This window comes from Arthrobacter sp. 3Tela_A, from assembly GCF_049311025.1.
Classification (GTDB): Bacteria; Actinomycetota; Actinomycetes; order Actinomycetales; family Micrococcaceae; genus Arthrobacter_B.
The window spans coordinates 1-21,913 of record NZ_JAXIOM010000064.1 but is presented as its reverse complement, the minus strand read 5'-3'; the positions used below and the strand labels follow the sequence as shown (position 1 = coordinate 21,913).

Here is a 21,913-nt window from a genome sequence, read left to right as displayed (position 1 = left end):
CTTTTCAGGGGTCCGGCGCCGTCGTTTGTATTCCGGCCGGTTCTAGGCGGTGAGCCGGCCCGAGAGGGTAAACAGCACCGACTCGGAGACTTCCTGCAGGGAGCGTTCGGGAGAGAAGACCAGCCACTCAATGCCACCCACCAGGACGGCTCCGAAAATGGTGCCGGCCATCAGCTCTGCGTCCGTGCGCTCCGGACGGATTTCCCGGATGACTGCCACAAATTCGGCCAGTGCTTCCCGCCGGACCATCTGCAGAGGGGTCTGCCAGGACCGGTCGGTGCGGAAGATCTCAGCGGCAATAAGCTTGGCCAGCGGCTGGTTCCCGGAGATCACTTCGAGCATCGCGGTAATCATGGCGCCCAGGGCACCGGCACCCGACTTGCCCTCCCGGGACTGGCGCAGGGTCTCCGCCAAAGCGCCAATCCCGTCCAGGAGCAGCTGCTCGAAGAGCTTGTCCTTGGACGAGAAGTTGTAATAGACACTGCCTTTGGCCACGCCGGCGCGCACCGCAACTTCTTCCATGGTGGTGCCGGTAATCCCGTTCAGTGACGCGAGCTCCAATGCGGCGTCCAGAATCGACCGCTTGGTGCCTGATACCCGTGGCATGCAATGAGTCCTTTGTTTCTCCGGTGGTTCCCTTTGATCTTAGAGGTGCAGTTCCGGGTGCAGCCGCTTGATGGTCCACATCCGCTGGCGGCCGGCGCTCAGCGAGCTCACCGCCACGCAGACAGCGGTGAGGATGCCCAGCACGGCGACGGCGGTCCACATCCGGGCGTCCACGCCGCCGGTAATCAGGGCACGGAGGCCGTTCACCACATAGGTTGCCGGCATAAACGGATGCAGCGCCTGGAAGAACCCCGGCGTGGTTTCCACTGGATAGGTGCCGCCGGAGGAACTCAGCTGCAGCATCAGCAGCACCAGCGAGACCACCCGGCCGGCAGCGGTTCCCAGCACTATGATCAGCATCTGCTGCAGAGCCAGGAACGCCACCGTGGTCAGGTACAGGAAGGCACCGGTGCCCAGCAGGTAGGCGGGATGGATATCCAGTCCCCAGACCAGCACCGCCATCATGATCAGCACCTGGCCCAGGCCGATTGCCAGGGCCGGGATGAGCCCGGTTGCTGCGGCCCGGAAACCGGAGATGCCCGCAGCCAGTGCCCGGGTGGGCAGCGCGCGGAGCAGCAGCCAGGTGATCAGCGCGCCCACGAAAGTGGCAAGCGCCAGGAAGAACGGTGCGAACCCTTCGCCGAAGCTGTCCGCCTGGGTGGCGAAACCGGCGTCGAGCTCCACCGGGTCCGCAGCGACGGCTGCCTTGGCCTCAAGCAGGGCCTCATCGTCCTGAGGTAGCGCGGTTCCGCCTTCTTCAAGTGCCTCGGCGAGGGTGTGGCTTCCGGCGGAGAGTTTCCCTGCTCCGTCGGACAGGGCAGTGCCGCCGTCGAGCAGCTCCCCGGCACCTGCCGCGAGGTCGGTGGTGCCGCCGCTGAGCGTGGCAGCCCCTGCGTTCAGTTCGGCAGCGCCGCGGGCTGCTGCCTGGGCACCGGCGTCCACCTGGGAAGCGCCTCCGGCCAGATTGGCGGCACCGGAGGAGAGGGCAGCTGCGCCATCCGCCGCGGACTGCGCTCCGGCAGACACCTGTGCGGCGCCGGCGGAGAGGTCGGAGCTTCCGGCGGTGAGCCGACCTGCGCCGTCGGCTGCCTGGCCAATGCCGGCCTGCAGTGTTTCCGTGCCGGAGGCTACCTGCCGTGCTCCTTCGGCCAGCGGCTTCAGCTGTGCCAGGAGCGGACTGTTCGGATCCTGGGCCGCGATCCCGGCCACCACCTGATCCAGCCCGGAGGAGACCTGCGCAGCCCCGGCATCCAGCTTTTCGGCCTGCGGAACAGCACCGCTGAGCTTGCCGGAGAGGACGGACAGATTCTCCTCCAGCGACTGGGCACCGGCTGCCACACCGGCTGCGCCCGTGGAAAGCTGTGCGGTTCCCTCGGAGAGTGACTGCGCGCCGGCTGCCAGGTCGCCGCTGCCTGCGGACAGGGCGGAGGTTCCGGCGGAAAGGTCGTTCAGTCCGGAGGCAAGGGAGCCCGCGCCTGCGGAAAGGCGGAAGGCACCGTCCTGCAGGGTGAGAGTGCCGTCGGCCAGGCTGCCCAGGCCGGCAGTCAGCTGTCCGGCACCGGATACGGCGGAATCGATGCCTGCGGTGAGCTCTCCGGCGCCGGCAGCTGCGTCCCGCAGGCCGGTTCCGGCGTCGTTCAGGCCCGCCAGGAGAGTGGAGGCCACCTGGTTGCCCAGCTGGGAGGAAACCGCGGCCTGGACCTGCGCCATTGCCTGCTTGCCCAGCACACCGGCCAGGAAGTTGTTGGAGTCGTTGTAATCGACCTTAAGCTTCGCTGCCACGGGGTGTTCGGTGCCGACGGAGACAGCACTGGCGGAGAAGTCTTCCGGAATGGTCAGGGAGAGGTAATACGTCCCGTCGGAGACGCCGTCGGCCGCATCGGCTGCATCCGTGGCGTGCCAGTCCAGGTCCGCGCCGTCCAGCAGTTTGCTCTCGAGCTCATTTCCGGCATTGAGGGGCTCGCCGTCCCGGACCGCCCCCTTGTCCTCGTTGACCAGGGCAACGGAGAGACCGTCCAGGTGCTTGTCCGGGGAGTCGAAGGCCCACAGGTACAGGGCCCCGTAAATCAGCGGAATGAACAGCATCACCACTACGGCGATCTTCGGGAGGGTTCCCCGCCGAAAACGGCTCAGTTCTGTGCCGGGGGAAAACATTGCAAACATCAGTGCGCCTCCTCGGCGGTTCGCACGGCGGAGGGCAGGGTTTCAGAACCGCTCCACGGGTGGGTTGGCAGGGACGCGGCTCCGACGACGACGGAGGTGCCGGCGGCGGCGAGGGCCGCCAGCCGTTCCTCAACCAGGGCACGCGCCTGGCTTCCGTGGACCTGTTCAATGTCGTCGACGAACAGGATGCGGGGGCGGGAGAGCATCGCCAGCGAGATGCGCAGCAGGAACTGCTCAGCCTCGCCCAGGTCCCAGATCACCGCACTGGCAGCAGGTACCTCGAGGCCGCCGAAGACGGGACTGCAGGCCCGGGCCAGCTGCCGGTCCGAGACCCTGGGAACAAAACGCCACCAGGGGGCAAGCCATGCCAGGCGTTCACGCAATGCCGCACCTGCCGTTACTCCCGGCTCCAGGTCATCAATTCCGCTGAACCCGGCAATGCCTGTTTGTTTCTGGACCTGGCGGGCATCCCGGGGGAGGGCGGAGCCCAGCACCTCGAGGCTGCCGCTTCCGGGCTTCATCCGGCCGGAAAGCGTGAGCAGCAGACTGGTCCGCCCGCTGCCGGAGGGGCCGCACATAACGGTGAGCGGATCAGTGACGGTGAAACTGAGCGGGCCGTAGACGCGGCCGCGGGCAGCGGTGAGGCTGAGCTCATCCGCAGAGATAACCGGTTGCACGAAGTGCCTTTCGGGAAATCGAGTTTTTGTACTGACCAGTCAGTCTAGCGTGCCGCCGGGCAGGATTCGGTAATCCGCCTGCGCCATGGGGAGAATGGGAATGCGCACCCGCACCGGGCATCCGGTCAGCCCAACCCAGTGAGGATCTGCATGGGACACAGCCACTCGCACGACGCCGGAACCCCCACCCGCGCGGCGCTCGCCGCCCGCCGGCGGGCCAACCGGCTGCTCACGATGATCCTTGTTCCCCTCGGACTGCTGGCCGTGGCAGGCATGATTGCCCTCTGGCCCAGCGGCCAGCCGGGGGAGATCACCATCGCGGACCCCTACGCCACTGCAGAGGGCGTCAGCATCGACACCGGTTCCGTCCAGCGGGTGGTGATCGACGACTGCCCGTCCTCGGCCACGCTCACCGAGGCCGGAGTGCAGGCTCCCCAATGCCAGGTGGCCCATGTGCTGCCGTCTGCCGGCGGCGCGGCCGTGGCGGTGGAAGTCCCGCCCGAAGTCGCCAAGACCAACGCCATCGAGGCCGGGGACAGCATCCGCTACCTCAACCTTGAGGGCGTGATGGTGGACAGCGGTGCGCCGCCGTACATCTTTATGGACTTCGTCCGCAGCGTTCCCATTGCGGCACTCGCCGTGCTGTACGCCGGCGTAGTGATCGCCGTCGCGCGCTGGCGCGGACTGCGCGCACTGATCGGACTCGGCGGCGCCTACGCCGTGCTCGCCGGATTCATCCTTCCCGGCCTGGTCGAGGGTAAACCGCCGCTGCTGCTGGGGCTGGTCGGATCGAGCGTAATCATGATCGGCGTCCTGTACTTCGCCCACGGCTTCTCCGCACGGACTTCGACGGCACTGCTGGGGACACTGTTTGGCCTGGGCATCACAGCGGGACTGGCAGCCTGGGCCACCGATGCGGCGCACCTAATCGGCGTCGACAATGAGAACGCCTACACGCTGATCAATGCCTCCGATGAGCTGTCCATCTCGGGCATCATCCTGTGCGGACTGATCATCTCCGGCCTCGGAGTGCTCAACGACGTGACCATTACCCAGTCCTCCGCCGTCTGGGAGATGTACGAACTGGCACCCGGCGCGTCCGCGAGGCGGCTGTTTGCCGGAGCCATGCGGGTGGGCCGGGACCACATTGCCTCCACCGTCTACACCATCGCCTTTGCCTACGCGGGTGCAGCGCTCCCGGTGCTGATTCTGGTCTCCCTGTATGACCGCACCCTGGTGGAGACCCTTACCAGCGGTGAACTGGCCGAGGAGGTTGTGCGCACCCTGGTCGGCTCGATCGGGCTGGTGCTGGCCATCCCGGTGACCACCGCCGTCGCCGTCCTGGTGGTCAAGGCCGTGGGCCTTACCCGTTCGCCGGACAGCGGGGACCCGTACAGCGGCGACCCGGACAGCGGGATCAGCGGCACGGCTGCTGACCTGCAGCCTGTGGCGGAACCGGCATGGCTTCCCGCTGACACTGCCGCGGGCGCGGCCGCCGTCGCAGGTTCGGGTGGGCCCGGAACCCGGCGCAGCGCCCGGGCACGCCGCGCCGCGTCCGGCGTGCCGGCGGAGGATCAGGCTCCGGACTAACGGGTTCCTCCCGTTGGGGACATTCCTGCCACTTCGGGACAATCCTGCTGCGGCGCCGCGGAGCATTGTCCCCAACCGGCAGGGATGTCCCGAAGTGCAGGGGAATGGGCGGGGCTGTGTGTCCCAACCGGCAGGGATGTCCCGAAGCGCAGGGGGATTGCCGCCAGCAGCAGCCGCTTCAGCACCGGGAAAAGCCCCCGGCACAGACACCCTCACCGAAAAACGCGCAGGATTTGCACCCGCTTGCGAGAATAGGAAGGTGAGCGTTGCAACCACTAAGACCAGGCTTGAACTGCCGCCGCTGCAGCTCGGCAAGCTGACCATTGACACGCCGGTGATCCTGGCACCCATGGCAGGTATTACCAACAAGGCGTTCCGCCGGCTGTGCCGTGAGTATGGCGGCGGACTCTACGTGACCGAAATGGTGACGTCCCGTGCCCTGGTGGAGCGCTCGCCGGAATCGCTGCGCATCATCCAGCACGACGACGACGAATCCATCCGCTCCGTCCAGCTCTACGGCGTTGACCCAGTCACCGTCGGCGCGGCCATCCGGATGCTCGTGGAGGAAGACCGGGCGGACCACATCGACCTGAACTTCGGCTGCCCGGTTCCCAAGGTCACCCGCAAGGGCGGCGGCTCGGCCCTGCCCTGGAAGCTGGACCTGTTCACCGCGATCGTCCAGACCGCCGTCCGGGAAGCCTCCAAGGGCGAAATCCCCCTGACCATCAAAATGCGCAAGGGCATCGACGAAGACCACCTGACGTTCCGCGAAGCCGGCAAGATTGCCCGCGACGCCGGTGTGGCAGCGGTGACGCTGCACGGCCGGACCGCCTCGCAGTTCTACTCCGGCAAGGCCGACTGGAACGCCATCGCCGAACTGCGCGAATCGCTTCCGGACGTGCCGGTGCTGGGCAACGGAGATATCTGGTCAGCAGAGGACGCCATTGCGATGGTGGAGCAGACCGGCGTTGACGGCGTCGTCATTGGCCGCGGCTGCCAGGGCCGGCCGTGGCTCTTCGCCGACCTGCAGGCAGCCTTCGAGGGCCGCGACGAACGGCACCGCCCCGGGCTGAAGGAAGTTGCAGACAGCGTCTACCGCCACGCGGAACTGCTGGTGGAGACCTTCGGCGACGAAGTTATTGCCCTGCGGGACATCCGCAAGCACATGGCCTGGTACTTCAAGGGCTACGTCGTAGGGGGAGAGCTGCGGGCTAAGCTGGCGACTGTGCCCTCCCTTGAGGTGCTCCGCGGGCTCCTGGCGGAACTCGATCCCACTGCGCCCTACCCGGGTGCAGACGCCGAAGGGCCGCGAGGCCGTGCCGGCACACCCAAGAAGACAGCCCTGCCCGAAGGCTGGCTGGACGGACGGGAACTGAACCCCGCCCAGAAAGCCATCATTGCGGCAGCCGAACTCGATGTATCAGGTGGCTAAGAACATATGACCCTTCCGCAGGTTTTCCGTACCGCCGGCTACACCGACGTCGATCAGGCGCGCTGGGTAACCGAACCGGCCAAGAGCACGCACCGGACCCAGTTCGGCCGCGACCGCGCCCGGGTACTGCATTCCTCGGCCCTGCGGCGGCTCGGCGCCAAGACGCAGGTAGTGGCCCCGGACACCGACGACTTTGTCCGCACCCGGCTCACCCACAGCCTGGAAGTGGCGCAGGTGGGACGCGAACTGGGCAATGCGCTTGGCTGCGATCCCGACGTCGTCGACGCCGCCTGCCTCTCCCACGACCTGGGACATCCGCCCTTCGGACACAATGGCGAAACCGCACTGAATGACATCGCCCACGCGATCGGCGGGTTTGAGGGCAACGCGCAGACCCTGCGGCTGCTCACCCGGCTGGAGCCCAAGATCATCGCCCCGGACGGCTCACCGGCCGGCCTGAACCTGACCCGTGCCAGCCTGGACGCGTCCTGCAAGTACCCGTGGTCCGCCGTCGACGCCCCGCTGGTCAATGGACACCGCACCACCAAGTTCGGTGTGTACGAGGATGACCTTCCGGTGTTCACCTGGCTGCGCGACGGTGCGCCGGCGGGCCGGTCCTGCGTGGAAGCGCAGGTCATGGACCTGGCCGATGATATTTCCTACTCGGTACACGATGTTGAAGACGCAATCGTCGCCGGGCACGTGCAGCTCAAGTGGTTGGACAACCCCGACCAGCGGGCCCGCGTCATCGGCTACACCCAGCAGTGGTACGTGCCTACCGCGGATCCCGCCGCCGTCGACGCCGCCCTGGCGCGGCTGGAAGCCGAAGGCGTCTGGGTCCGGGAGGCTGACGGCAGCCGCCGTTCAATGGCCGCACTGAAGGACATGACCAGCCAGCTGATCGGCCGTTTCTGCTCCAGCGCCATGGATGCCACCCGGGAGATCTACGGACCGGATCCGCTGACCCGGTACAACGCGGAAATGGTGGTTCCGGAGGAAACGCAGCTTGAAATTGCCGTGATGAAGGGCCTGGCCACCACCTTCGTGATGACCACGGACCAGCGCCAGCCGCTGTACGAACGTCAGCGCGAGGTCCTCACCAACCTGGTTGCCCAGCTCTCCGCCACAGGGGACCGCCACCTTGAGCCGATGTTCGCTGCGGACTGGCGGGAAGCCGCCGACGACGGCGCCCGGCTCCGCGTGGTCATTGACCAGGTGGCATCGCTCACCGACGGGTCGGCGCTGGCCCTGCACGAACGACTGGTGGGCCCGGTTCCGGCTCTTTGGTAGCCGTCCGGTTTGGTGCCGGGGAATAAGGTAGAACCATGGCCGGCCTGATTAAACGCGAAGACATTGATGAAGTACGTTCCCGCACCGACATCAAGGCGGTAGTGGACGGGTATGTCACGCTCAAGTCCGCAGGCATCGGCTCCTTCAAGGGTCTGTGCCCCTTCCACGACGAACGCTCACCGTCCTTCCACGTCCGGCCCCAGGTAGGCACCTACCACTGCTTCGGCTGCGGGGAGAGCGGCGACGTGATCTCCTTTGTGCAGAAGATGGACCACGGCACGTTCTCCGAGACCGTGGAAAAACTCGCCTCCCGGCTGGGCTACGAACTGCACTATGAGGACGGCGGCACCGGCCCGCGCCGCGAAGACGTGGGCAAGCGCCAGCGCCTGCTGGACGCACACAAGGTGGCCGCGGAATTCTTCCGCGAGCAGCTGGTTACCCCCGGAGCTGCCGCCGCCCGCAGTTTCCTGGCTGAACGCGGTTTCGACCCGGCCGCCGCAGAGCACTTCGGCGTGGGCTACGCCCCGCAGGGCTGGGATTCCCTGCTCAAGCACCTCACCGGCCGAGGCTTCACCCGGGAGGAACTAGCCCAGACGGGTATGTTCTCCACCGGCCAGGACGCCTCCCGCTTCTACGATCGGTTCCGCGGCCGGCTTATCTGGCCCATCCGCGACCTCACCGGTGCCACCATCGGCTTCGGCGCCCGCAAGCTATACGAGGACGACCAGGGTCCCAAGTACCTGAACACCCCGGAAACCCCGCTCTACAAAAAGTCCCAGGTGCTCTACGGCATCGACCTGGCCAAGCGTTCCATCGCCAAGGACCGGCAGCTGGTGGTGGTGGAGGGTTACACCGACGTGATGGCCTGCCATCTGGCCGGGATCACCACCGCCGTCGCCACCTGCGGCACCGCCTTCGGCACCGACCACATCAAGATTGCCCGCCGGCTGCTGTCCGACGACGGCAGCGGGGGAGAGGTCATCTTTACGTTCGACGGCGACGCCGCCGGCCAGAAAGCAGCGCTCCGTGCGTTCGAGGAAGACCAGCGCTTCAATGCGCAGACCTTCGTGGCCGTGGACCCCCACGGCATGGATCCCTGCGACATCCGCCAGCAGAAGGGCGACGCCGCCGTGGCGGAACTGATCCGTTCCCGCCGTCCGCTCTTCGAATTCGCGATCCGCTCCACCCTGGCCAAGTTCGACCTGAACACCGTGGAGGGCCGCATCTCCGCTCTCCGGGCCGCGGCGCCGGTGGTCGCTGAAATCCGTGATTCTGCCATGCGGCCTGCCTATGCGCGGGAACTGGCCGGCTGGCTGGGCAGCGAGGTTGACGACGTCCTGCGTGCGGTCAACGCAGCAGCCAAGCGCCAGCGGGAGGCACGGGATCCGAACAGTGCCCAAAACCAGCATGGCCAGTCCGGCCAGCGCAGCCAGTCCGGGCAGCACCAGTCCGGCCACCTGCCCGGTCGTGAGGGCGGGACCCGTTCCCAGCATCCGGAGCAGGATCCCGCAGCCGCACATCAGGCGCAGTCCTTCGCCCGCCCGGATCCCAACGACCCGGCTGCGAGGATGGAACGCCAGGCACTGGAAGTCGTGCTCCAGCAGCCCGGCCTTCTTGACGCCGGCCAGTGGGAGCGCTTCAAGGCAGCCCGGTTCACCGTGCCGGCGTACGTTGCCGTCCACAATGCTGTCCGGGCAGCCGGTGAAGTGCCTGCTTCGGCTGCGGCCTGGGTCGAGCAGGTCCGGCAGGAGCTGCCGGACGCGCTGCGCGGTTTCGTCAGCGAACTTGCCGTTACGCCCATCCCGGCCCGGGATGCTGACGCCCTGGCCATGTACTGCCGGGACATCCTCAACCGGCTCTTCGAGCTTCAGGTGACGCACCTGAAGGCGGAGAAGCTGGGGCAGCTGCAGCGGCTTGATCCCAGCGCTGATCCGGCACTGTTCCAGCAGCTCAACCGCGAGCTGATGGAACTTGAAATGCAGCGCCGTGCCCTGCGCGAGATGCAGTGAGGCGCGGATTTCGTTTCTCGGCGCATCGTCTGTAAAGTAATAGTCGCGCTTTCCCCCGTAGCTCAATTGGCAGAGCATTCGACTGTTAATCGAAGGGTTACTGGTTCGAGTCCAGTCGGGGGAGCAAATGGGCTCCTGACCTGTATAAAAGCAGGTCAGGAGCCTTCTTCCTGCTTCGGTCTCCGAACGCGGGAAGCGCCGCAGGCGGTCGGTGACAGTTGCCTGTACGGTGTAGACTGATTGTCGCGCTTTCCCCCGTAGCTCAATTGGCAGAGCATTCGACTGTTAATCGAAGGGTTACTGGTTCGAGTCCAGTCGGGGGAGCAACTGCCGAAGGCCCGTAACAGCATGTTTGTTACGGGCCTTCGGTGTGTCCGGACAAGGTGCTGACCGTGCCTAACGCGGTTCCCCGGTCGCCGGCAATAGACTTGGAACGCGCTGCGCCGCGGCGCCGGCCTGCTGACGGCCGGCGTGGTGCCGGACTGTCTCATCCGGTGCCGGGCAGCGGGGTCTTTACTCAGGGGGAAAGATGTCTCACTACGCTCCGTTTCGCCGCAAACGCCTGCGCCTGCGGCGGCCGCGTAACCAGGCTGTGCTGCCGGACGCCGGACTGCCGCTTTTCGCGCCCCTGACGGAGCCGGACGACTACCCCCAGACGGAGCCGGACGTGGAGAACGAGCCGGACGAGTACATCGAGACCGAGCCGGACGAGGACCTGGCGCCAGTGCAGACCGAGTACGCTCAGCCGGCAAAGTTCAAGCCCAGGGCTCCCGCCGGGATGCGCCAGAAGCTGGCCTATTCATCCCTGGCCGTCCTGGCAGCCGCGAGTGTGGTGGTGACCGGGCTGGCGATGGCTCCCAGGACCCCGCCTCCGCCCTCCGGAGCGGCCGAGGCGTACCTCGAAGGCAGGGCAACAGAGCCTGAGCCCGAGCCGGAGACCGTCCCGGAACCCAGCCGGCTCAGCCTTCTCGAAACTGAGATCACTGCCGCGCTGGCAGCAACTGCCTGGCCCAGCCCGCTTCTGCCGGGGGAAGCGGATCCCGAACTGGAAGAAGCGTTCCAGGAAGCAGCTGCCGGCTGCACCGCGGAGCCCGCCGGTGTCCGCAGCTGCAGCCTGGCGCCCGGAGACATGTCGCGGACCGCCGCCGTCGTCGGCGATGCCTCGGCAGCTGCCTGGGTTCCGGCGCTGCGCCGGAGCCTGGAACCGCAGGGCTGGCGTGTGCTGTCTCTGGCGCACCTGGACTGTCCACTGCCGCTCCAGGCGGCTGCCGCCGACTCCGCCGGCGATGAGTGCGCGCTGCACGCCGGGGCGGTGGCCCAGACCATCGCTGAAGCCGCCCCGGGGCTGGTGCTGGTCAGTAACACCCGTCCGGCCGGCGCCGGCGCCGATTGGCAGGAAGGGCTCCGCGTGCTGCATGAGCAATGGCTTGCCCCGGCCGGCATGGTCATCGCGCTGGGACCGGTACCGCAGGTGGAGGACGCGCTTGCCTGCCAGGAAGCCGGACTTGCCCCGGCCGACTGTGCCGTGACCCTGGACCCCGCCTGGAACGAGGCCACCGCAGCGGAACGCAAAACAGCTGCAGCCGCAGCAGCAGCTTTCCTGGATCCGGCAGCCTGGTTCTGCGCTTCGGACGGCCGCTGTCCCGCCTTCGCCGGCGGAGCGCCCGTACAGCAGGACGGTGCCCTGACCCCTGCGTTTGCGGCACGGCTTGACCCGGTCCTTGGCGAAGCAGTGCTCACGATCCTGAACGGTTAGCAGGCGGGGCCGGAAGCGTCCCGGTTACCGCTGCGGTTTGCGGAATCCGCAGCCTCCGTGCCTACACTGGGCTTCTGCCGCCGCAAAGAGCACTGGACCCACAACATATCCGGTGCCGCAGGCGCAGGGGCGTACCCATCCTGATGCCCATGGCGGAACCTTACTGTTCCGTTTCGTTCCCCGCTTATGCGCTGCCGCTGATCCAGCCGGCTTCCGCACACGCGTTCCTGTTCCATTCCTTCATCAGGAGTACAACCATGACCTCTGCCGTCGCACCCGCAGCCATCACCGAAGAAGAAATCTTCGCCGCCCATGAAGGCGGAAAGCTCTCCGTCGAAACGAAGCAGCCGCTGGATTCCATCCGGGCCCTTTCCATCGCCTACACCCCGGGTGTCGCCCAGGTCAGCCGCGGAATCGCCGCTGACCCGCAGCGGGCCACCACTCACACCTGGGCATCCCGGCTTGTCGCGGTGGTCAGTGACGGCACCGCAGTGCTTGGGCTGGGCAACATCGGTGCCGCTGCCTCGCTGCCGGTGATGGAGGGCAAATCAGCGCTGTTCAAGACCTTCGCCGGCCTGAACTCCATCCCGCTGGTCCTGGATACCACGGACGTCGATGAAATCATCGAGACACTCGTGCGCCTGCGGCCCAGCTTCGGTGCCGTGAACCTCGAAGACATCTCCGCCCCGCGCTGTTTCGAGCTGGAACAGCGCCTCATTGAGGCGCTGGACTGCCCCGTGATGCACGATGACCAGCACGGCACGGCAATTGTGGTGCTGGCAGCACTGACCAACGCCGCACGGGTCACCGGCCGGGACATGTCCGGCCTGCGCGTGGTCATCTCCGGTGCCGGAGCTGCGGGCGTTGCCTGTGCCAACATCCTCCTGGAAGCCGGAGTGCACGACGTCGTCGTTCTGGACTCCCGCGGAATCCTTTCCGCGGGTCGCGGCCTGGACGGCGCCAAGGGCGAGCTTGCCGCCCGGACCAACCCGCGGAACCTCGAAGGAGGGCCGGCCGAAGCGATGGCCGGCGCCGACGTCTTCATCGGTGTTTCCTCCGGCACGGTGCCGGAGGACGTCCTGGCCACGATGGCTCCGGAAGCGGTCATCTTTGCGCTCTCCAACCCGGATCCCGAAGTCCACCCCGACGTCGCTGCCCGCTACGCCGCCGTCGTCGCCACCGGACGCAGTGATTTCCCGAACCAGATCAACAACGTCCTGGCGTTCCCGGGCATTTTCCGCGGCGCCCTCGACAGCGGTGCACGCAGGATCACCTCCGCCATGAAGGTCGCGGCGGCCCGAGCCATTGCCGATCTGGTGGGTGAGGAGCTGGCGCCTGACCATATTGTGCCCAGCCCGCTTGATCCCCGGGTGGCTCCCGCGGTGGCCGCGGCAGTCGCCGCGGCAGCCAGACAGGACTAGGGCCGGGGCCATTGCCCCACGCGGATTTGTCCGCAGCGGCGCGTCCCGTGCCTGGCACCGGACGCGCCGGGGCTTTGCCCTGAACAGCTGAATCGAGCTGCCGCAGTTCCCAGCCACCCAAAGCATGCTTAGTGTTGGAGTAGGCTTTATTGGTTATTTCCCAGTACTAGGAAAGCCGAGGAACCGATGGGCGCCAGCCAGCCAGGCCCTAGCCAGGGGAACGCCGGAAACGTATCGCATCCCGCCAAAGTTATTGCCGTCACCGTTGCCGCCGCTGTGGGCGGCCTGCTTTTCGGCTTTGATACCGCCGTCATCAACGGAGCCGTTGACGCCATCGGCGGAGAATTCTCGCTCAGCGCAGGCGTCCTTGGTTTCACGGTTGCGATCACCCTGCTCGGCTGTGCGGTCGGCGCGTGGTTCGCCGGGCAGCTCGCGGACCGGCTGGGCCGCAAGACCGTCATGGTCACGGCCGCCGTCCTCTTCGCCGCTAACTCGATCGGCTCCGCCTGGGCCTTCAGCGTGTGGGACCTGATGCTGTGGCGGCTGATCGGCGGCCTGGCCATTGGTACGGCGTCGGTCATTGCTCCCGGCTACATCGCCGAGGTTGCTCCGGCGAAATGGCGCGGAGCTCTCGGCTCAGTGCAGCAGCTGGCGATCACCATAGGTATCTTTGCCGCCCTGCTTTCCGATGCCTGGCTCGCGAACACCGCAGGCAGCGCCTTCAACGAACTGTGGTGGGGCATGGCCGCCTGGCGGTGGATGCTCCTGGTGGGTGTGGCCCCGGCCATCGTGTACGGCATCCTGGCACTGACTATCCCCGAATCACCGCAGTACCTGGTGCGGAAAAACCGGGACGAGGAAGCAGCGAAGGTGCTGCGGGACATCACCGGGGTCCGTGACACTGACAAGAAGATCCGCGAAATCCGGGACAGCTTCGAGAACGAAGAACGGGCCACCTACTCCGACCTGCGGGGAACCATGCTTGGGCTGAAGCCCATCCTGTGGGTCGGTATGTCCATCGCAGCACTGCAGCAGCTTGTGGGCATCAATGCGATCTTCTACTACTCCACCACCCTGTGGCAGTCGGTTGGCTTCAGCGAATCGGACTCCTTTACGACGTCGGTCATCACTTCCGTGGTGAACGTGCTGATGACCATCGTGGCCATTGCCTTCGTTGACCGGATCGGCCGCCGGAAACTGCTGATGACCGGCTCGATCGGCATGTTCATCGGCCTGCTCGCCGCCACCGTGTCCTTCTTCCAGGCGGACAACAGCAGCGGGGAGATAGTGCTGCCGCAGCCCTGGGGTGCCATTGCCCTCATCGGTGCGAACCTCTTTGTTGTGTTCTTCGCTGCGACCTGGGGTCCGGTGATGTGGGTGACGCTGGGGGAGATCTTCCCCAACAACATCCGCTCGCTCGCCCTGGGCCTGAGCACCATGGTGAACTGGATCTTCAATTTCATCGTCACGCTCTCCTTCCCGTGGGTCAGCGAAAACTTCGGGCTGTGGATCATGTACGCCATCTTTACGATCTTCGCCGTGGTCTCCTTCTGGTTCGTCAAGACCAAGCTTCCGGAGCTGTCCGGCCGTGAACTTGAGGAGAATCGGGACAAACTGTGACTGATGGTTCTGGGGCGACTGGGCATCGGCTAGTGAAAACTGAGGAGAATGGTAATTTTGGGTAATGGCAACGGCGAACAGTAACGACCAGACGGAGGCAGGGCCGATGAACAGCTCCGCAAGCACCAGGACCCAGCGGGCTAACGGAAGCTCTTCGCTCGCCGGTCTCTCCAAGGTGATGGCGCGGCTGCTGCCCCGCCAGGTAAGCGATGAGATCTCGCTGGCCGTGGCGGAGATGAAGCAGAAGGGGATCAAGGCCGGCGTTGCCGCCGCGTTCCTCGTCGTCGCGGTCCTCTTTCTGGCTGCTCTGGGAGTGGCGCTGATTGCTGCTGCCATCCTGGGCCTGGCCACCGTCATGCCGGCCTGGCTCGCCGCGCTGCTCGTCGCCGCGCTCTTTCTGGTCATCGCCGCCATTGCCGCGCTGGTAGGCGTGAACCGGTTCAAGAAGACCATGCCGCTGCTGCCCGAGGACGCACTGCGCGGCATCCGCTATGACCTGGGCGTGCTCAAGGAAGGCCGCAGCTTCGATCCTTCCACCCTTGATGCGCCCAAGCCGCCCAAGGAGAAGCCCGCAGAGGGCAAGCAGGAGAAGCCCGAGGACGCCGTGCAGAAGCCGACCCCCGAGGAGCTGCGCATCCGGCTGCGCCAGCGCCGCGAGCACATCGCCGCCGTGCGGGACGGGCTGGGTGAAAAGACCGACGTCAAGAAGCAGATGGCGGAGCTCAAGGCCCGCCGGGCAGCAGACCGGAGGAACGGCACTGCCGGGTCCGGCGCGCGCACGGAAGGCACGGCTGACGAAGTCGGTGCCATGCTCCGTGAACGCAAGCAGCCCCTCGCGGTGCTGGGAGCCTCCCTCCTGGCCATGGGAATCATGCTGCGCAAACTTCTGCGAAAATAGTGCCTCATGCGGAAGGCAGAAGGAGTTCATAAGTGATCAGGCTCATCGGCGCCGGAACACGGCCGGGCCGGGGAGAACGGGTCCTGGAAACCTTCTGGACGATCCCCAACCTGATCACCATCCTGCGGTTCTTCGGAGTCCCGCTTTTTGTCTGGCTGATCGTCCAGGACAACTACGGCGCAGCTTTCATCACCCTGGTGATAGTGGGATCGACCGACTGGGTAGACGGTTACCTGGCGCGCCGTCTGGACCAGGTTTCCGCCGCCGGCAAATGGCTGGACCCCGTGGCAGACCGCCTCGCCCTGATCATCGTTGCCACAGTGTTCGTGGTGGACCGCATCGCACCCAGCTGGTTCATCTGGGCGATCGTCATCCCGGACATCATCCTCATCCTCAATTCGCTGCTGCTCTTCCGCGGAAGCCCCAACCTGCCGGTAAGCAACATCGGAAAGATCCGCACAGCCCTGCTGCTGGTCGGAGCGCCGATGCTGCTGCTCCAAAAAGTTCCGGGTTTCGACTATGAATGGCTCATCCTCGCCGGCAACACGGTGCTGGTGCTCGGCTGCATCGGACATGTGGCAGCGTTTGTTGGTTATTTCCGTGCTTCCTGGCGAAAGTACCGGCGGCAGGGTGCAGCGGCCGGAGACGCCCATGGTTCCTAGACCCGGCGCGGGGGCGTCTCCGCCATGACCGCCGTCGCCATCGCCTGCGCGCTTGCCAGTGCCGTGTTCCTCGCTTTTGGAGCACAGCGTCAGGGCAGCGCCGTCAGCGCGGACACCGGAGGGCTGAGCCTGAATTCTGCCGGAATCGGACGGCTGCTGCGCAATCCGCGCTGGCTCTTTGGCCTCCTGCTGCTGGGAACCGGAACCGCCCTGAACGTCGCGGCTCTTGCGATGGCACCGCTGACCGTCGTCCAGCCAATCGGGTCCCTGGCCCTGGTGATCACCACCATCGTCAACTCGCGCGACCAGGGCCTGCGCCTGAACCGGGTGACGGTGGTTTCCATCATCGCGTGCGTCCTGGGCAGTATGCTCTTTGTTCTCCTCGCCGTGGGTGCCACCAGGAGCGAGCCGGTGGTCGAACCGCGGCAGGAGATCGTGATTGTGCTGATCCTCGCCGTCGTAGTTGCCTTCTTCGGCACGCTGAACCTGGTCTTCGGCAAGCGGCTCGGAGCGATTGCGCACATTCTTGGGGCCGGCATCCTCTTCGGCTTTGTTGCCGTGCTCACCAAGACCATCGCCGCTGACCTGCTGGATCCCAACGGCAGGTTCCTGCTGAACGTGCCCTGGTACACAATTGTCGGCATTGCCGTGGCCGGCGGGCTGGGCGCCTGGTTTGTGCAGAGCGCCTACTCCAGCGGCCCTCCGGACCTGGTCATCGCCGGGCTGACCGTAATTGACCCCATGGTGGGAATCGCGATCGGAATCGGGGTGCTGAACGAACTTCGTCCGGATGTTCCCGCAGTACTGGGCGTGGCGATGGGTGTGTGCGCCGTGATTGCTATTGTTGGGGTGGTCGCCTTGTCCCGCTATCACCCTGACGTCATCAAGCGCCGGGAGATGAACAAGCGGCGGCACAAGCCCGCGTCCACCCGGACCGGGGCCACCCGCAAGCCCTGATAACGTGTGGCCCGACCCGCCAACACACCACTAGAGGACTTCATCCGTGACCGAGGAACCGGCAGATAAACCGCTGACCATCCTGATCGCCTGCGACACTTACCCTCCCCACCTCAACGGTGCAGCACAGTTCGGTTTCCGGCTGGCACAGGGAATGCACGGACGCGGCCACAACGTGCACGTCCTGGCACCAAGCCCGGCGAGCGGACCCAGCCACTCCGAGACAGACGGTCCATGGGCCGTGCACAGGCTGCGCTCCCACGGAGTGCCCACCCACGAGTACTGGCGGATCTGCCTGCCCTGGGAAATCAAGAAGCACATCTCCATGCTGCTGGATAAGGTCAAGCCCGACGTCGTGCACATTCAGTGCCACTACATGGTGGGGGAGTACACCCTTTACGCAGCCCGCAAGCGCGGCATCCGGGTGATTGCAACGAATCACTTTATGCCCGAAAACCTTGACCCGTTCCTGCCGTTCCCCAAATGGTTCAAGCGCATTGTCGCCCGGAACTCCTGGCGGGATATGGGCAAGGTGATGGGCCAGGCGGCAGTGGTAACCACACCAACGCCGCTAGCTGCCAAGGCCATGGTCGAGCACGCCCGGCTGCCTGATGTGATGCCCCTGTCCAACGGGATCGACGCGTCCACGTATGAACTGCGTGCCGGCGAGTCGATCGACCGTCCGGATCATCCCACGGTGCTGTTCGTGGGACGGCTGGCCGAGGAGAAGCATGTTGACGTGCTGATCAACGCCGTTGCCAAGACGCCGCGGGAACTGAACGTGCACGCCGAGATCGTCGGGGGAGGCGAAGTCAAGCCGGCCCTCATCGCGCTGGCCAAGCAGCTCGGCATCGAGGACCGGGTGTCCTTCCGCGGGCTCGTGAGCGACGAGGAGCTGCGCCAGGCCTACCTGCGCGCGGACATTTTCTGCATGCCCGGCACGGCCGAGCTGCAGTCCCTGGTGACCCTGGAAGCTATGTCCGCCTCCACCCCGGTTCTGCTGGCCAACGCCATGGCCCTTCCGCACCTGGTGGAAAAGGGCAAAAACGGGTACCTCTTCGAACCCGGCAACAGCACGGAGGTGGCCGGACGGATCACCGAAATCCTGGGCCTGCCTGAAGCCGAGCGCCGGAAGATGGGCCAGCACAGCCGCGACATGGTGGACTCCCACAGTCTCGAGGGCACCCTGGCAACGTTCGAAAAGCTTTACCGGACCGACAGCGCCAGCTAGGGCGGCCCGCCCGGGCACCTGCCGATTGGGTGCCCGGGGCCGCAGCCGATTAGGATGTTCCTACTTGCCTGTCAGGGACAAGTACACGGGGCTGTAGCTCAGCCGGTCAGAGCAGCGGACTCATAATCCGTGGGTCGTGGGTTCAAGCCCCACCAGCCCTACCCGTGAAGCAGCTCATTCCGTCCCCCGCGGGACGGAAAGCCAACACCCCGGTCTTCGGACCGGGGTGTTTTGTTTTGCCCGCCGCGCTGTTCTTCGGCAGGCCCGCTGGTCCGAACGGTGTGCCGCGGGGGATTGTGCCCGATGTTACTCGCGGGTAACATAAGGGGCAGCCGGCTTCACGCCCCGGATCAGACTGGATCAGCGAAGGACATTCTATGGCAACTATCGACGTCGATAACCTCCCCTACGCGGACGGCGACTTCTACGCATTCGAGGACCTGCTCAGCGACAAGGAGCGCGACCGCCTGCACGAGATCCGGTCCTGGCTGGCGGCTGAAGTAAAGCCGTACGCCAACGACTGGTGGAACGCCGGCACCTTCCCGACCCACATGATTCCCAAGCTTGCCGAACTCGACGTTGTCTCCCCGGTCTACCGGCAGGGCCACTCCAACCTGTTCGCCGGTCTCTGCCACGCCGAATTCACCCGGGCGGACACCTCCTTTGCCACCTTCATGGGTGTGCACGACGGTCTCTTCACCGGTTCAATCGAAGCGCTGGCCTCCGAGGAGCAGAAGGAAGCCTGGCTCCCGGACATCTACTCGCTGAAGAAGATCGGTGCCTTCGGCCTGACCGAGCCGCTGGGCGGCTCCGATGTAGCCGGCGGAACCCGGACCACCGCCCGCCGCGAAGGCGGCAACTGGATCCTCAACGGAGCCAAGCGCTGGATCGGCAATGCAACCTTCTCCGACTGGGTTGTCATCTACGCCCGCGATGAGGCGGACAACCAGGTCAAGGGTTTCCTCGTGGACACCAAGACCGAGGGTTACACCGCCACCAAGATCGAGAACAAGATCGCGCTGCGCACGGTACAGAACGCAGACATCGTGCTGGATAACGTCGTTGTCAGCGACGATTTCCACCTCAAGGGTGCCAACAGCTTCCGCGACACCAACAAGGTCCTGAAGGTTACCCGCCTGGCCGTAGCCTGGCAGGCAGTGGGACAGCAGATGGCAGCGTTCGACGTCGCCCGCCGCTATGCCGTGGAGCGCCACCAGTTCGGCAAGCCCCTCGCCTCCTTCCAGCTGGTCCAGGAGCAGCTGGTGCAGATCCTCGGCAACACCGTCAGCTCCATGGGCATGATGGTCCGGCTGGCGCAGCTTGAGGACGAAGGCCGGGCCAAGGATGAGCAGTCAGCGCTGGCGAAGGCCTTCACCACCGCCCGGATGCGTGAATCGGTGGCGCTGGGCCGCAGCATCCTGGGCGGCAACGGCATTGTCACCGACTACGGGATGGCCAAGGTCTTCGCAGACGCCGAAGCCATCTACTCCTACGAAGGAACCTACGAGATCAACACCCTGGTGACCGGCCGCGCCATCACCGGAATCGCCGCCTTCGTCTAAACCGGACACCGGCCCGGCGCCCAGCGGCAGCAGTACGCTCGGACGCCGGTCCATCAGGAACCGCAGCGGGTCCACATACTCGCCGTCCAGCCGCACTCCCCAATGCAGGCAACTGCCGGGGCAGTGCGGCTGACTGGTTTTAACGTCCGTTGTGCTTCGCTCTTCGAGTACGCCAAGAGCCTGCCCCGGTGCCACGGCCACACCGGGGGATAGGGAACCGGCCACCGGCTCGAAGCTGCTGAGCAGTCCGCCGCCGTGGTCAACGGTGACCACACCCCGGTCCACTACGCGGCCGGTGAAACGGACCGTCCCGGCGGCCGGACTTCGGACGGAGTCTCCGGGTGCCGCCGCAAGGTCCACGCCGCGGTGGCCGGGCAGCCAGCGCTGCGCAGGTTTATCGAAAGCCCGAACAACTCCGGGTTCGGGGGACAGCGGCCACTGCCATCCAGCAGCCGCGGCCCCCGCGGGGCCGGCCACGACCGGTCCCGCGGCAGTCCACAGGGCGGCGCAGGCCAGGGACAGAATGACGGCCGTCAGCGCAGCCGCCGTGCTCCGGGGGTGCCGGGGGTGTGGGGTTCGTGCTGAATCATCAGCCGAAGGAAGAATCATGAACCAAGTCCAGTCCTGCGCAGGACTTTGGCGGTGCCCGCGCAGCCGTGCTGTGGACCGCGCTCCCGCAGGCGCGCAGGCCGCCGGGGCTGTGGAGGGGTTGGGTTCAGCAGCGGGCAGAAGTGCTCCGGTGCTGTAGTACACTTGACGAAGCAGTTTGCTGCGCGCTGATCCTCCCTGCCCAACCGGGAAAGTCCCTCCTGCCGCCACTGGCGCACCGGAGAACCGCCCGGAGAGCAGGTCGGGATAAGGAAAACGCGCCTCAGGCTGACTACGCGTGCCCCAACTATCCACGCTTTCCACATGGAAAAACTGGGTGTGATCCTGCGGTCCGGTAAATACCGGAAAGGAACACACGCCAACTGCCTGCTTCGGGCGGAGGGCTGATGGGCACCAGGAGCAGCACCCGCCGGGTGCTACTGATAACCGTCAATTGGCAGCTTATGTAAGCGTGCGCACAGCGCCGCGTGCTGCCGGAAGGAGTGACGACATGCCCGTCGTTACCATGCGCCAGCTGCTCGACAGCGGCGTTCACTTTGGTCACCAGACCCGCCGTTGGAACCCGAAGATGAAGCGCTTCATCTTCACCGAGCGCAACGGCATCTACATCATTGACCTGCAGCAGTCGCTGTCCTACATCGACCGTGCATACGAGTTCGTCAAGGCCACCGTTGCCCACGGCGGAACCGTGCTGTTCGTCGGCACCAAGAAGCAGGCGCAGGAAGCCATCGCAGAGCAGGCCACCCGTGTTGGCCAGCCCTACGTCAACCAGCGCTGGCTCGGCGGCATGCTGACCAACTTCCAGACCGTTGCCAAGCGTATCCAGCGCATGAAGGAACTCGAAGAAATCAACTTCGACGACGTTGCTTCCTCCGGCCACACCAAGAAGGAGCTCCTGCTCCTCAAGCGTGAACTGACCAAGCTGGAATCCAACCTGGGCGGCATCCGCAACCTGACCAAGGCTCCGTCCGTGGTCTGGATCGTGGATACCCAGAAGGAACACCTCGCAGTTGACGAGGCCAAGAAGCTGAACATCCCCGTCGTTGCCATCCTGGACAGCAACTGCGATCCGGACGACGTCGACTTCCCGATCCCGGGCAACGACGACGCCATCCGCTCCGTCAACCTGCTGACCCGCGTTATCGCCGACGCCGTTGCCGAGGGCCTGATCGCCCGCCACAACAAGTCCGGCAACACCGAAGCCCCGGCTGAGCCGCTGGCTGAGTGGGAGCGCGAACTGCTCGAAGGCGCAGCTGCTCCGGCCGCTGAAGCCGCTGCTGAGGCTCCGGCCGCTGAAGCTGCTCCGGAGGCCCCGGCCGCCGAAGCTCCCGCTGAAGAAGCCAAGTAATTCGATTTTCCCTGTAATGGCAGCTGCCTCTGCGGCAGCTGCCATTGCGGAACCTTCGCCTATGCGGCGGGCCGGATTCCGG

General features: G+C 65.8%; 16 protein-coding genes, 3 tRNA genes and 1 pseudogene. 16 read left to right on the top strand and 4 right to left on the bottom strand.

All coding sequences use genetic code 11. From position 1 onward, the window contains the following. Positions 1-42: 42 nt before the first annotated feature. From TVC13_RS15550 to TVC13_RS15540, 3 genes are read right to left on the bottom strand one after another with little or no spacing between them, the layout of a single operon-like run. On the bottom strand, positions 43-606 hold the full coding sequence (locus TVC13_RS15550; RefSeq protein WP_422402082.1) for a TetR/AcrR family transcriptional regulator: 564 nt from the start codon (positions 604-606) through the stop codon (positions 43-45). A gap of 39 nt (positions 607-645) precedes the next feature. Beyond that, positions 646-2,769, bottom strand: coding sequence for a YhgE/Pip family protein (locus tag TVC13_RS15545; protein ID WP_422402081.1), 2,124 nt, complete (start codon positions 2,767-2,769; stop codon positions 646-648). After that, a complete protein-coding gene (locus tag TVC13_RS15540) occupies positions 2,769-3,446 on the bottom strand; it encodes an ATP-binding cassette domain-containing protein (protein WP_422402080.1) in 678 nt (225 codons plus the stop codon). Before TVC13_RS15540 ends, TVC13_RS15545 begins: the two co-directional genes overlap by 1 nt. Positions 3,447-3,596: 150 nt before the next feature. Between TVC13_RS15540 and TVC13_RS15535 the strand changes: the two genes are divergently transcribed. From TVC13_RS15535 to TVC13_RS15465, 15 genes are all read left to right on the top strand, one after another. Continuing rightward, the gene (locus TVC13_RS15535; RefSeq protein WP_422402079.1) at positions 3,597-5,036 is read left to right on the top strand and encodes a YibE/F family protein; all 1,440 of its coding nucleotides are present in this window, start codon (positions 3,597-3,599) and stop codon (positions 5,034-5,036) included. 136 nt (positions 5,037-5,172) lie between these two features. After that, positions 5,173-6,468: a tRNA dihydrouridine synthase DusB gene (gene dusB / locus TVC13_RS15530; protein WP_422402078.1), complete on the top strand. Its 1,296-nt coding sequence runs from the start codon at positions 5,173-5,175 to the stop codon at positions 6,466-6,468. 6 nt (positions 6,469-6,474) lie between these two features. Beyond that, on the top strand, positions 6,475-7,758 hold the full coding sequence (locus tag TVC13_RS15525; protein ID WP_422402077.1) for a deoxyguanosinetriphosphate triphosphohydrolase: 1,284 nt from the start codon (positions 6,475-6,477) through the stop codon (positions 7,756-7,758). Positions 7,759-7,793: 35 nt separating this feature from the next. Continuing rightward, positions 7,794-9,767: a DNA primase gene (gene dnaG, locus TVC13_RS15520; RefSeq protein ID WP_422402076.1), complete on the top strand. Its 1,974-nt coding sequence runs from the start codon at positions 7,794-7,796 to the stop codon at positions 9,765-9,767. A 51-nt stretch (positions 9,768-9,818) separates the two neighbouring features. Continuing rightward, positions 9,819-9,891: transfer RNA gene (locus tag TVC13_RS15515), tRNA-Asn, on the top strand. Between the two features lie 127 nt (positions 9,892-10,018). Then, positions 10,019-10,091, top strand: a tRNA-Asn gene (locus TVC13_RS15510). 205 nt (positions 10,092-10,296) lie between these two features. Further along, positions 10,297-11,523 carry an SGNH hydrolase domain-containing protein gene (locus TVC13_RS15505; RefSeq protein WP_422402075.1) on the top strand — a complete coding sequence of 409 codons (1,227 nt, stop codon included), beginning with the start codon at positions 10,297-10,299 and terminating at the stop codon, positions 11,521-11,523. Positions 11,524-11,780: 257 nt separating this feature from the next. Continuing rightward, the gene (locus tag TVC13_RS15500) at positions 11,781-12,944 is read left to right on the top strand and encodes an NAD(P)-dependent malic enzyme (protein ID WP_422402074.1); all 1,164 of its coding nucleotides are present in this window, start codon (positions 11,781-11,783) and stop codon (positions 12,942-12,944) included. A gap of 186 nt (positions 12,945-13,130) precedes the next feature. Further along, entirely contained in the window at positions 13,131-14,564 is a 1,434-nt protein-coding gene (locus TVC13_RS15495) for a sugar porter family MFS transporter (RefSeq protein WP_422402073.1), read from the top strand. Positions 14,565-14,670: 106 nt separating this feature from the next. Beyond that, the gene (locus TVC13_RS15490; protein WP_422402072.1) at positions 14,671-15,462 is read left to right on the top strand and encodes a phage holin family protein; all 792 of its coding nucleotides are present in this window, start codon (positions 14,671-14,673) and stop codon (positions 15,460-15,462) included. Positions 15,463-15,494: 32 nt separating this feature from the next. Further along, positions 15,495-16,124, top strand: coding sequence for a CDP-alcohol phosphatidyltransferase family protein (locus tag TVC13_RS15485; protein ID WP_422402071.1), 630 nt, complete (start codon positions 15,495-15,497; stop codon positions 16,122-16,124). A gap of 24 nt (positions 16,125-16,148) precedes the next feature. Continuing rightward, a complete protein-coding gene (locus TVC13_RS15480; RefSeq protein ID WP_422402070.1) occupies positions 16,149-17,081 on the top strand; it encodes a DMT family transporter in 933 nt (310 codons plus the stop codon). 46 nt (positions 17,082-17,127) lie between these two features. Continuing rightward, positions 17,128-18,312, top strand: coding sequence for a glycosyltransferase (locus tag TVC13_RS15475; protein ID WP_422402069.1), 1,185 nt, complete (start codon positions 17,128-17,130; stop codon positions 18,310-18,312). Between the two features lie 87 nt (positions 18,313-18,399). Continuing rightward, a tRNA-Ile gene (locus TVC13_RS15470) sits at positions 18,400-18,473 on the top strand. A 216-nt stretch (positions 18,474-18,689) separates the two neighbouring features. Further along, the gene (locus TVC13_RS15465; RefSeq protein ID WP_422402068.1) at positions 18,690-19,874 is read left to right on the top strand and encodes an acyl-CoA dehydrogenase family protein; all 1,185 of its coding nucleotides are present in this window, start codon (positions 18,690-18,692) and stop codon (positions 19,872-19,874) included. A gap of 126 nt (positions 19,875-20,000) precedes the next feature. Here TVC13_RS15465 and TVC13_RS15460 read toward each other — a convergent pair. Beyond that, positions 20,001-20,483 (bottom strand): annotated as a pseudogene (locus tag TVC13_RS15460) (peptidoglycan DD-metalloendopeptidase family protein); the annotation flags it as partial. Positions 20,484-20,973: 490 nt separating this feature from the next. Between TVC13_RS15460 and rpsB the strand changes: the two are divergent. Beyond that, the gene (gene rpsB / locus TVC13_RS15455) at positions 20,974-21,831 is read left to right on the top strand and encodes a 30S ribosomal protein S2 (RefSeq protein ID WP_055240402.1); all 858 of its coding nucleotides are present in this window, start codon (positions 20,974-20,976) and stop codon (positions 21,829-21,831) included. Positions 21,832-21,913: the final 82 nt, after the last annotated feature.

Excerpts from the sequence above, each read along its gene's own strand:
- dusB (WP_422402078.1), top strand. The coding sequence starts at position 5,173 with ATGTCCCGAAGCGCAGGGGGATTGCCGCCAGCAGCAGCCGCTTCAGCA.
- rpsB (WP_055240402.1), top strand. The coding sequence starts at position 20,974 with ATGCCCGTCGTTACCATGCGCCAGCTGCTCGACAGCGGCGTTCACTTT.
- dnaG (WP_422402076.1), top strand. The coding sequence starts at position 7,794 with ATGGCCGGCCTGATTAAACGCGAAGACATTGATGAAGTACGTTCCCGC.
- TVC13_RS15500 (WP_422402074.1), top strand. The coding sequence starts at position 11,781 with ATGACCTCTGCCGTCGCACCCGCAGCCATCACCGAAGAAGAAATCTTC.
- TVC13_RS15550 (WP_422402082.1), bottom strand. The coding sequence starts at position 606 with ATGCCACGGGTATCAGGCACCAAGCGGTCGATTCTGGACGCCGCATTG.
- TVC13_RS15535 (WP_422402079.1), top strand. The coding sequence starts at position 3,597 with ATGGGACACAGCCACTCGCACGACGCCGGAACCCCCACCCGCGCGGCG.
- TVC13_RS15495 (WP_422402073.1), top strand. The coding sequence starts at position 13,131 with ATGGGCGCCAGCCAGCCAGGCCCTAGCCAGGGGAACGCCGGAAACGTA.
- TVC13_RS15465 (WP_422402068.1), top strand. The coding sequence starts at position 18,690 with ATGGCAACTATCGACGTCGATAACCTCCCCTACGCGGACGGCGACTTC.
- TVC13_RS15545 (WP_422402081.1), bottom strand. The coding sequence starts at position 2,769 with ATGTTTGCAATGTTTTCCCCCGGCACAGAACTGAGCCGTTTTCGGCGG.
- TVC13_RS15525 (WP_422402077.1), top strand. The coding sequence starts at position 6,475 with ATGACCCTTCCGCAGGTTTTCCGTACCGCCGGCTACACCGACGTCGAT.
- TVC13_RS15480 (WP_422402070.1), top strand. The coding sequence starts at position 16,149 with ATGACCGCCGTCGCCATCGCCTGCGCGCTTGCCAGTGCCGTGTTCCTC.
- TVC13_RS15490 (WP_422402072.1), top strand. The coding sequence starts at position 14,671 with ATGAACAGCTCCGCAAGCACCAGGACCCAGCGGGCTAACGGAAGCTCT.
- TVC13_RS15505 (WP_422402075.1), top strand. The coding sequence starts at position 10,297 with ATGTCTCACTACGCTCCGTTTCGCCGCAAACGCCTGCGCCTGCGGCGG.